Source organism: Pseudomonas sp. LBUM1659 (assembly GCF_059716045.1).
The window spans coordinates 4,325,309-4,336,534 of record NZ_CP166797.1 but is presented as its reverse complement, the minus strand read 5'-3'; the positions used below and the strand labels follow the sequence as shown (position 1 = coordinate 4,336,534).

The window sequence follows — 11,226 nt, the reverse complement described above, 5'->3', positions numbered from 1 at the left end:
GACCATGACCCATAAAACCTCGCCCAAGCTTGCCGCTTCGATGAAAGACAAGCTGATCCAACAGGCTCTGGAACGGCGTCTGCGCAAGACCGGCGATGGCGTACCAAGCCCATCGCTGGAGGGTCTCAAAAGCGCTCAGCGCGAGGGGTTCGGGCAATTCTGCCGATTTGACCAGTTCCCCGGCTATCAGCAGTTACGGATCATGCTCGACGGCGCCGCGCGTTTTGGCCTGGCCAATCCGTTCTTCAAGTTGCACGAAGGGTTGGCGGGAGCCGAAACCGTCATGGACGGTAACCGTTACGTGAACTTCGCGAGCTATAACTACCTGGGCTACTCAGGACACCCGGTTGTCGCCGAGGCCGCCAAGGCCGCCATTGATCAATATGGAACGTCGGTATCGGCCAGTCGTCCGGTGTCGGGCGATCGTCCGATTCATCGCGAGCTGGAGCAGGAACTGGCTCGCCTCTATGAAGTGGACGACGCCATTACCTTCGTCAGTGGTCATGCGACGAACGTGACGACCATTGGCTACTTGTTCGGTCCGCGGGACCTGATTCTGCATGATGAGCTGATTCATAACAGCGTGCTGCAGGGCATTCAGTTGTCCGGTGCCCGGCGCCTGAGTTTTGCCCATAACGATTGGGAAGCGGTCGATCGTGTGCTGAGCGATCAGCGCCAGCATTTCGAGCGGGTGTTGGTGGTGCTTGAAGGCATCTACAGCATGGATGGTGATTTCCCGGATTTGCCTCGTTTCGTCGAACTCAGGAACAAGCATCAGGTATTGCTGATGGTCGATGAAGCTCATTCGCTGGGCGTCATGGGGCAGACCGGCAAAGGCATCCGTGAGCATTTCGGCCTGGCCGGCAGTGACGTGGATATCTGGATGGGCACCTTGAGTAAAAGCCTGGCCAGTTGCGGTGGTTACATCGCCGGTGAGTCGGCGCTGGTGGAACATCTCAAATTCCTGGCCCCGGGCTTTCTCTACAGTGTCGGCATGCCGCCATCGGTGGCGGCGGCAGCATTAGCGGCGCTGCGTTGCCTGCCAGAAGATGGCGAGCGCGTCGCCACCTTGCAGGCGCGTGGCAGGCAATTCCTCGAACTTGCCAGGGAAGCAGGCCTGGACACCGGCACCAGCACCGGTCTGGCGGTAGTTCCGGTCATCACCGGCAGTTCGCTCAAGGCGACCCAATTGTCCAGCGCGTTGTCCCGTCGTGGAATCAATGCCCAACCCATCTTGCATCCGGCGGTGCCCGAGAAGTCGGCGCGCGTGCGCTTTTTCGTGTCATGCCTGCACACCTCGGAGCAAATAGCCGAAACCGTCGCCATCGTTGCGCAGGAACTGCGAAAGCTCTAAGACGAGCAGCCAGAAGATCGATGCGGCGTGCCTTCGCCGGCGAGTCAACCTCTACAGCCATATAGCATCCCACAGCGGATAATCATGAACGCGCCTGACCAGGTCGGCGCGCAATGGGTTGGCGATGATGTAACGGGCCACCGTCAACAGATTTTCTTCGTGGCGGATGGCGCGATCATGGAAGCCTTTTTGCCAAAATCGGCCTGAGCGACCCAGGTAGGCATTGATCTCTCTCGCGCTGCGAGATTTGGTTGCAAGCATCAACTCCGGCAGCGTGCTGTTCTGGAGTTCGACCAGCCAGTGAAAATGGTCGGGCATTACCACCCAGGCAAGGGAATCTGCCCGTCCTTCTTTCATGGCCAGACGAAACTGATCCACCACCAAACGTCCCGCTCGCCAGTCGCTGAACACAGGTTCACGCAGGTGGGTCACGGCAGTGAGCAGGTAGATTTGTCCGGCCTGGGAATGGCGACCGGTGCGCAGATGGTTGGCGTGGGAACGAGTAGGCAATCCTTTGCCCTCCTGTATAGGTTGAAAGGGTAAGGCTAGGGCGTAGCTGATGGAACGTCGTAAAAGTTTGGAACCGGATGTGTACAGGCCACCGCCTTCGCCGGCAAGCCGGCTCCTACGGGGTTGGTGTGGTCCACAAAATCAGGGTGAGTACACGTTTTTTGTAGGAGCTGGCTTGCCAGCGAAGGCGGCCTTGCGACGTGCGGCGCCAATGGGGACGCCTTCGCCGGCAAGCCAGCTCCTACGGGTTTTGTGTCATCCACAAAATGAGGGCGTGCACGGGGCTTGTGTCGTCCACAAAATGAGGATGTGCACGGGGTTGGTGGCGTCCGAAAAATGTTGGCATGCGCGGTGATTTTGTAGGAGCTGGCTTGCCAGCGAAGGCGGTCTTGCGACGTGCGGCGCCAATGGGGACGCCTTCGCCGGCAAGCCGGCTCCCACGGGTTTTGTGTCATCCACAAAATGAGGGTGTGCACGGGGCTTGTGTCGTCCACAAAATGAGGATGTGCACGGGGTTGGTGGCGTCCGAAAAATGATGGCCTGCACGGTGATTTTGTAGGAGCTGGCTTGCCAGCGAAGGCGGTCTTGCGACGTGCGGCGCCAATGGGGACGCCTTCGCCGGCAAGCCGGCTCCCACGGGTTTTGTGTCATCCACAAAATGAGGGTGTGCACGGGGCTTGTGTCGTCCACAAAATGAGGATGTGCACGGGGTTGGTGGCGTCCGAAAAATGTTGGCATGCGCGGTGATTTTGTAGGAGCTGGCTTGCCAGCGAAGGCGGCCTTGCGACGTGCGGCGCCAATGGGGACGCCTTCGCCGGCAAGCCAGCTCCTACGGGTTTTGTGTCATCCACAAAATGAGGGCGTGCACGGGGCTTGTGTCGTCCACAAAATGAGGATGTGCACGGGGTTGGTGGCGTCCGAAAAATGATGGCCTGCACGGTGATTTTGTAGGAGCTGGCTTGCCAGCGAAGGCGGTCTTGCGACGTGCGGCGCCAATGGGGACGCCTTCGCCGGCAAGCCGGCTCCTACGGGTTTTGTGTCATCCACAAAATGAGGGCGTGCACGGGGCTTGTGTCGTCCACAAAATGAGGATGTGCACGGGGTTGGTGGCGTCCGAAAAATGATGGCCTGCACGGTGATTTTGTAGGAGCTGGCTTGCCAGCGAAGGCGGTCTTGCGACGTGCGGCGCCAATGGGGACGCCTTCGCCGGCAAGCCGGCTCCTACGGGTTTTGTGTCATCCACAAAATGAGGGTGTGCACGGGGCTTGTGTCGTCCACAAAATGAGGATGTGCACGGGGTTGGTGGCGTCCGAAAAATGATGGCCTGCACGGTGATTTTGTAGGAGCTGGCTTGCCAGCGAAGGCGGTCTTGCGACGTGCGGCGCCAATGGGGACGCCTTCGCCGGCAAGCCGGCTCCTACGGGTTTTGTGTCATCCACAAAATGAGGGTGTGCACGGGGCTTGTGTCGTCCACAAAATGAGGATGTGCACGGGGTTGGTGGCGTCCGAAAAATGATGGCCTGCACGGTGATTTTGTAGGAGCTGGCTTGCCAGCGAAGGCGGTCTTGCGACGTGCGGCGCCAATGGGGACGCCTTCGCCGGCAAGCCGGCTCCTACAGGGGTTATAGCGGGAACATGCCTTTGAGGTAGCGGCGAATTTGCCGATAACGCGGGCAGTTTTCGATCAGGCCTGGAGTGTTTTGCGCGCGGTGTTCCAGCGCCTGCTGTTGGCTACAGGGCATGCCACGGACTTGCACCAGTTGTTGTACATCGCCATCGTAACGCTCGAGGATCAAGCTGGCTGTTGCGTTATCCGGGCGGATTCGCCACAGCGGTACGCCCCGTGCTGCGGCACGTGATGACAGATCGCTGGGTTCATGGGGGCTCCACACCAACACCTTGCCGTCTTCGCGCGCCACGGCCGTCATCAGGTCGGCGCTATTTTGGGTGAATTTCACGCGGCCCCAACGGCTGTCGAGCAAGCGGCGGATTGCCGGTTGCCGGCGCCGAGGCACGCCAAGCACGGTCAATGCGCCGGCGAACTGGCTGTCGTGTTGTTTTTGCCGGGCCAGTTGCCGGGCCACGGTCATCACGTCGCAGCGCTGATCGGTCAATGGGTCCACATAGCGGCAGTAGCGAATGTAGGCGGCGGCCACCAGTTGCTCCAGCGTGGGCCGGGCCTGGCGTCGCGGGATCGGTAAGCGATCATCGGTCAGCCCCCAGCCGGCGTAGAACGGCAGCCCGAAACAAGTCACCGGTACACCCTGAATCAACGCTTCCAGTCCGGCCTGGCTGGTGCCGACATACACGCGTCGGGCCCGGCCCGCCAGTGAGGCCCAGGATACGTGGCGGTTCTCCAGCGCTACGCCCCGTGCAAGGGCGGCGTCGAGCAGGCAGCTTTTCTTGTGGCCGTTGATGCAGTCAGGGTGAATCCGCACCCGCACGTCCGCATCGGGGTTTTCCGCCAGCGCCGCATCGAGCATGCGGATAAAGTCCGCTTCGCAAAGTCCGCCGCCAGGAATGGAAAAGTCACCGTAGGTCTGGTCCACCACCAGGATGAGCGGTTTGTCGCGGCCAAGGGCGTCGTCATCGCTCAAATCCGGGGCGTTGTTGTATTTGCCTATCCCGCTGCTGCGCATCAGGGCAATCAACGCTTGGGCGGTTGCCAACTCCGCAGCCGTCAAGGTGTGCGGGGTTTGTAGAATGTTTTCCAGCAGTGACGGACGATCGGACAGGTAGTGGATGCCGATGGGATCAACCACCATCGACATCGGCGTATCGCCTTCCACCCCCAGCGAAGAGGAGCGCAGAAAGCCGTCCTCCAGCGCCACATAAGGAATGCCCCAGCGTTTGCACAATACCCGGGCATGGTCGGACGAGCTTTTGTAGCCGATCCCCGAAATCGCCTTCAAACCTTCGGGCCGTTGTTGGCCGCGACTCCACAACCAGTAGGGTGGTCCTTCGGGGTCGAGAAACTCACCCAAGTGATGGACTTTCCACATCACCCACTGCGACATGATGCCCACCCAGCCGGGGCCTTCCACCAATGACTCAAGGGGAACTGATCGACTCATTTCGTTACCGCTCATGGCTGGGATGTCATCGAGCGACGCATGTTGATCACGGCGGGGAAGGGCAGCAGGCGGCCAAGCCAATTCACCGGAGTGGTCCGGATCCGGGTGAATCCCATATGCGCATAGAGCCGCTGGGCCCTCACATTTTTCACCTGAACCTCCAGCTCTACCCGGTCATAGCCGGCTTGCCGGGCCTGATCAAAGGTCGCGGCCAGCAGTGAACTGGCAATGCCCTGATGACGTGCATGCTTGATCACATGCAGGCCATAGAGATAAAAGCCGTAGTACCACTCGCGACCTTCGGTAATCGCAAACAGCAGGTAGCGCAATACGCCCTGACACCGGCCAAATTCGCGCAAAAAAGGCCTGAGACCGGGTGAAAATGGCCCGCGTCGATGATGTTTGAAGGCGGCATAGCCAACGGTGGTGCAATCGCGGCGGGCGATCAGGATCCGGTCCCAGTTGATTGAATCGGCCAGCAGCCGATAGCGGCAAGCTTCATCGCCGAGAAAGAAGGCCAGCGAATTGCGGCCCGAAGTGATCATCTGCGCGATTGACTCATCAGGTTCCGGCAAGCTGGAACCGAGGGCAATCTGCAAGGGGGCGATGTCAGTCATGGGTTGCAGTCCGGGCTCGCTTTCCCGACGGATTGCTGGCGGCTGTTCAGATGGTCGACGAAGGCCTTGGCCAACTGTTCCACGCCTATTGGCCGGGGCGCGTTGGAAGACAGAGCCTGATTGGACCAGATGAAGTAATCAGTATCGCCATCGGGTGCGCCCAAGGCGGTATACACATCCGGGAGAATAGGCACATGGTCGCCGAAGAAACACAGCCCGGTAGATGTCGGGCTGGCCAGCAGGTATTCGCGCAACTTGCCGAGCATCCGATCAGCATTGCTCAGGTGACGCAGATAAGGCGCCAAGTCTCGCAGGCCGTCGGGCAGCGGACGATCGAACCAGTTTGGCAACTCGGCCGCTTCAACCTGCTCCAGCTGCAGCGGTCCATGGTTCTCCATTGTTACGGCGTGGATATACAAGGGCTGGGTGCGCGCGCTGTCGTCGAGCAGTTCGATGATCTTGTCTGCCACGGCACAATCGCCAATAAAAGGTCCGGCCTTTTGCCCGTCATTGAAGCTGCGCACATCGATGAACTCATCGAAACCCAGTGCCGGCAGAACGCGGTCACGGCCATAAAAGCTACCCGCGTAAGGGTGAACGCACACGGTGCGATAACCCCGGCGCTTCATTTCGGCGGCGATGCTTGGCAACCCCTGGCGGGCCAGGTGGCGATAAGGATTGAAGCGATGAACGCCCAGCCTGTCGCCGGCAATCCCGGTCAGGAAGGCGAACTCGGTGCGTACGGTATTCGCACCCCAGGCCGCGACTTTCAGGCGCCCATGGGCCCTGGCTTCGTTGCGCAGCACATCGTATTGGCTCAGTACCTGCTCGCGGATGCCGGGCCACAATTTGCGAACATCGAAAAACGATTCGCTTTGCACCGAGACCAGGTCAGGCAGGGCCTCGCCAGAAGGGTTACGAATCGATTGCGCACTGATCGCAAAAGGCGAGTCCAGTGTGTCGATGGGCACCTTGCGCCGGGCTGCGCAAAAGTAAGTCCACAAACTGGCGGCCAATCCCCAGCGGCGTAAATCCAGGCTGGCATCGTAGCTCGGTTGAAGTGGTTTCAATGCGCCGATGGTCAGTACCACCACGGCACAGACCAGTGCCATGGCCGCGGTTGCCAACGCATCACTGGCGGCGGCCTCGAAATACAATCCGCAGGCCAGGTAGGCGACAAAGGCCAACGCCAGCACAATGGTTTTGCCGATGCCGAAGAAGGGCAGGTACAGACGCGGGAAACGCACGGCGTCGCTGAAATACTCAAAGTCCGCGCACACAAAGGGTTCGCGCAACGAGTGATACTTCGAATTGCTCACCAGCACGATCAGCGTCCAGATGGCCAGCACATTCACAGCACTGAAATACGGGCGTCCGGTCAGGCCATAAAGCAGGGCAACCGAGAATAACCATGCCCCGGCATGCAGCAGCCAGCTGCGCAGCGGTCGGCGCAAGGCGGGCCTGGGAACCAGCAGCGCTTCGATGGCGCAGGAGAGCAAAAATCCACCCAGGATGACCCAGGTGAAAGCGCTGTGAAAAAAGTCAGGCACCGTAGTCCAGCCATCGCAAAATTACAGAAGACATCCGTGGGGGAATCACGCCCAGGGCCCAGCATCCGAGGTTCAAAGGGAAGGGGAAACTGATTCGCGCCTGATTGGCTGCCAGGCCCCGGCGAATCCGCTGCGCGGCTTTGTCCGGGTTCCACAGCAGCGGTTTCGGTCCCGGCATTTCAAAGCACATTTTCGATTCAACATAACCGGGCATGATCACATTGATCCGCACGCCGTCAGCGGCCACCAGGTCGCGCATGGATTCGCCGTATGCCTTTATTGCCGCTTTACTGGCGCTGTAGCTCGGCGTGGCCGGCAGCCCGCGCCAGCCGGCGAGGGAGCTGAACAGCGCGATCTGCCCGTGCTTGCGTGCGCGCATCGCCGGCAACGCCGCTTGTACGGTGGCAATGGCGGCCATGACGTTGACTTCGATCACCGCCTGAGACAACGCCCAATCTTCATCCTCGGCATTCGGGCCGCTCGCGGTGTTGAGCCCGGCTCCGACAATGATCAGGTCCGGCTGCTCGGTTTCGCTGATCCGGCTGATCCATTCACGCACGGCCTCCAGGTCCTGCACGTCCAGGGCGTGGAGGATGACCCGGGCGCCGGCAGTGCGACACTGCTCGGCCATTTCTTCCAGGCGCTCGGTGCGCCGGCCTTGCAAAATCAATGTCACGCCGGGCGCTGCATAGGCGGGCGCCAGTGCGCCGCCGATGCCACCTGTGGCACCGGTGATCAGGATGCAGCGAGGGTTTTTTTGCAGCGTCATAAGTAGCGTTCAATCCGCGAGGTTTTGGCCATCAGTACTTCCAGCGAGTTGTTCACGGCCATGTCGATACCGCAGCGCGTATAGAAGCCGCCATTGACCTGAGTGGTGTGAATCACCGTGCTGCGAAAACGCTGGAACAGCGTAGGGTCAGGCGGTTCCGGAGTGTGCCAGAAATCGTCGAGGCTGCCCTGGTGGGTGAGTCCCTTGAGGTTGTAGATCGGGTCGCTGAGGGCGATGGTTGGCACGCTGTGCATCAGCGACGAACCGCCCACGGTGCTGTTGACGGTGACCACGCCCGCGACATGCGACAGCAATGTCGGCATGTGACCGCTTTCGAGGAAGTCCACCCGATCGGCAATGCCGTATTTGTGGGCAATGCGCCGGGTGATTCGGTGGTAGTTGATGATGCCCGGGGTCAACGGATGGTTCTTGACCACCAGGCGCGCGTCACTGCCGGCATGGCGGGCGAAGGAACCCAATACATGCTTCAGCACATCCTTCATGTGTTTGAACGGCGAGTGATCACGGATCTGCGCGTCGCTGTCCAGCTGCAGAGGCAACAGGAACGTGCGATAGCGATTGTGCGCCACTTGACTGATCACCTCGGAATCGCGGCCCTTGGCACTGACCAGGCGAAGGCCCTGGCGAATGTAGCCCGCATACTCCACCGCCGCGTTGTACGGCGCGTGGGTTTTGTAGTGGGGAAACACCACTTTGTTCAGTGCGCCACCGACGTGGTACATCACATCGTGCAGGGCCCTTGAGGCAAAGGACAGGCGGAACGAATTGCCGTTGTGATAGCGGGGGATGTACTTGCCCACTTCCCGATACCAGTCCGGATCACGCGGCAGCAGCGAGTGATTGTTCACACCGTTGCGCTCAAGGGTGATCCAGTAGGGGCGGAAGTAACCTTCTTCGAACACGTGCACGCGAATGCCCAGCGACCTGGCCAGCTCCACCGCCGGCTGATGCACCGGACGGCAGTCGCCAAACAGCACCACGTCGGTAATGTGGTCCGCCCTGAAGCATTGGCTGTAGAAATCCATCAGCTGCTCGGGGCGCGCCGAATAAAATACGCGCGCGCCGCTGCCGTACAGGGTGTCGCCCATGTTGAAGTTGACCGACTTGACCAACTGTCCCTCGGACCGCAGAGCCTGTACCAGGCGCGCAAAAAACGGCGAACTGACGCCCTGCAGGAACAGGAACGAGTTGCGCGGTTTCACCGATACCGGGCGTGGGGAGCGCTCGACAGGAACTACGAGTTTTTTGGGCGTGGTCTCAAAGCGGTGAGGAGCAAACGCTGGATCATCTCTCGCCATGTTGGACGTTTTCCATGTGTAGGTACTTCATCCCAATTTTGAATCTCGACTAACGTACGTTCGGGAGTCGTGAATTTTTTAGTAATGCGACTGACATAGGTCGGGTAGCGGATCAGGGTCGCGGCCACCAGTTCGTCCAGGCTCAGGCGCCGGGTGCGGCGCGCCTGGACGTCCGGGCTCAGGCCCTTGTCCCGGGTCAAACCCCAGCCGGCATAAAACGGCTGGCCGTAGGTGGTCACGGGCACGCCGCGCAACAAGGCTTCGAAACCCGATTGCGAGGTCAGCACATGCACTTCATCCACTTCAGTCAACAGCTCATGGAACGGCACATCGCCCACCACCTGATTGCACCAATCACTGGTGCGCTCTTCATCAATGCCTGCTTCGCGTGTGCCGGCCAGCACTTCCGGGTGTGGCTTGTACAACAGCCATGCCAGCGGATGGTGCTCGCGCACCGCCTTGAGCAAATCAATGTTGCGTCGGATACGGTGCGCGCCGTAGCGAATCGAGGCGTCGGACTCGACCTGACCCGCTACCAGAATCACCCGCTCGACACCGGCGGGACGTTTCCACGTGGTGCCGGGCAGGTTGTATTTGGTCACTCCGGCAGCGCAGATCGCTTCGCGCAGGGCCGCTGCCCGTTGCAATAAACCCGGACTGCACGGTTCGTGCTGCAAGAGATGTTCCAGGCGCGAAGGACGGGTGGCGTCGTAGTAAATGCCCAGGTCATCGAACACCCAGGACAATGGACGGGTTTTCTTCGCGCCCAGGCCGACGGAGCGCAGGAAGCCGTCTTCGACTCGGCCGAGGTGGCTACCGACTTTTTGGGTCAACGGCGCATCGTGCTGGCAACCCCAAGTGATGACCGGCGCAATGCGACGACGGGAAAAGCGACCGAGGAACCGAATCGATGAACCATTGAAAAAGTCCAACACCAGCGGTTGCTTCCACTTGCTGAAACCGACCATTTGCAAATCTTGCGGCAGCCGACTGCGCATCCGCCGTTGCAGGCCGAGCCAGGCCAGCACGGTCTCGGGTTGGCAGGGCGCGCCCGTTTCCGGGTCGACGTAGCGCGGGTATTCCACCAGCGCGGCATGCAGCAATTGTTCAAGGCTGACGGGTTGGCGTCGCTCGGGAGCGGGCAGGGCATCATCGGTCAGACCCCAGCCGGCATAGAACGGCATGCCAAAGGTGTACACCTGCACCCCCCACAGCAAGGCATCGAAACCCAGTTGCGAAGTCATCACGTACGCAGCCTGCACGGCGGGCAGCAGTTCGGCCGGGTGAACGTTATGGCTGATCAGGTGAACCCGTGGGTGCTTGCGCAGCGCCGCCAAGTCAAAGTGACCTTGCTTGCGACCGGCCACCACGTCCGGGTGAACCTTGACCACCACCGTGCTTTGCGGGTGTCGGGCAAGCGCGGCTTCGAGCATGCGCTCGAAATCGGCAACGGTGGCGCCTTGCAGTGAGGCATCACCGCGGGTCTGATCCGCCACCAGCACGCACGGCTGCGGCAATGTGCAGGCTTCGATGCGGGCGCCGTTGTATTTGGACACGCGCTCTTCACACCAGCTTGCTTGCAAGGCGCGGGCGCGCAGTATCTGTGCTTCTGTGAGCGGCACGGGAACCAGTTGTTCCAGGCGAGAAGGAGCGGTGGCGTCGTAGTAGATGCCCAGCGGGTCGACGATCAACGACAGCGGCGGGTCTTCGGCGCCCAGGCCCACCGAGCGCAGAAAGCCGTCTTCGACGGTGAGCAGCGGCAAACCGGCAGTTTCAGCGGCCTCTTGGGCACGCATCGCACTGGGTTTGCGGCCCCACGCGAGAACCTCATCGGCCTGGGCAATGTCGCGCACCGCGCCACACAGCAGCCGATACTCAGGCAGCAGGGCAGGGAGTGTGGGGATCTGTTGCGCGCCTTTGGACAGAATCAGCAAAGTCCGGCGGTTTGAAGCGACATTGTCCATAAAAGACAGCGGATATCCATAACGGGCGCACTAGTCCGTCAGGCGCAAATCAATGCGAACCTGACGATG

At 60.5% G+C, this 11,226-nt stretch carries 8 protein-coding genes; 1 reads left to right on the top strand and 7 read right to left on the bottom strand.

The window, feature by feature from the left end:
• Nucleotides 1-4: 4 nt before the first annotated feature.
• Entirely contained in the window at nucleotides 5-1,354 is a 1,350-nt protein-coding gene (locus ACA048_RS19605; protein WP_497625884.1) for an aminotransferase class I/II-fold pyridoxal phosphate-dependent enzyme, read from the top strand.
• 51 nt (nucleotides 1,355-1,405) lie between these two features.
• Here ACA048_RS19605 and ACA048_RS19600 read toward each other — a convergent pair whose 3' ends face one another.
• From ACA048_RS19600 to ACA048_RS19570, 7 genes are all read right to left on the bottom strand, one after another.
• Complete coding sequence (locus ACA048_RS19600) at nucleotides 1,406-1,864, bottom strand: REP-associated tyrosine transposase (RefSeq protein WP_497625882.1); 459 nt, start codon at nucleotides 1,862-1,864, stop codon at nucleotides 1,406-1,408.
• Between the two features lie 1,622 nt (nucleotides 1,865-3,486).
• A complete protein-coding gene (locus ACA048_RS19595; protein WP_497625881.1) occupies nucleotides 3,487-4,938 on the bottom strand; it encodes a capsular polysaccharide export protein, LipB/KpsS family in 1,452 nt (483 codons plus the stop codon).
• 11 nt (nucleotides 4,939-4,949) lie between these two features.
• Nucleotides 4,950-5,555 carry a GNAT family N-acetyltransferase gene (locus tag ACA048_RS19590; protein WP_497625880.1) on the bottom strand — a complete coding sequence of 202 codons (606 nt, stop codon included), beginning with the start codon at nucleotides 5,553-5,555 and terminating at the stop codon, nucleotides 4,950-4,952.
• A complete protein-coding gene (locus ACA048_RS19585) occupies nucleotides 5,552-7,105 on the bottom strand; it encodes an LTA synthase family protein (protein ID WP_497625879.1) in 1,554 nt (517 codons plus the stop codon). The genes ACA048_RS19590 and ACA048_RS19585 overlap by 4 nt, the downstream gene beginning before the upstream one ends.
• Nucleotides 7,098-7,874, bottom strand: a complete 777-nt coding sequence (locus tag ACA048_RS19580) for an SDR family NAD(P)-dependent oxidoreductase (protein WP_497625877.1) — start codon at nucleotides 7,872-7,874, stop codon at nucleotides 7,098-7,100. Before ACA048_RS19580 ends, ACA048_RS19585 begins: the two co-directional genes overlap by 8 nt.
• Complete coding sequence (locus tag ACA048_RS19575) at nucleotides 7,871-9,097, bottom strand: capsule polysaccharide biogenesis protein (RefSeq protein ID WP_497625876.1); 1,227 nt, start codon at nucleotides 9,095-9,097, stop codon at nucleotides 7,871-7,873. Before ACA048_RS19575 ends, ACA048_RS19580 begins: the two co-directional genes overlap by 4 nt.
• A gap of 32 nt (nucleotides 9,098-9,129) precedes the next feature.
• Nucleotides 9,130-11,157, bottom strand: coding sequence for a capsule polysaccharide biogenesis protein (locus tag ACA048_RS19570; RefSeq protein ID WP_497625875.1), 2,028 nt, complete (start codon nucleotides 11,155-11,157; stop codon nucleotides 9,130-9,132).
• Nucleotides 11,158-11,226: the final 69 nt, after the last annotated feature.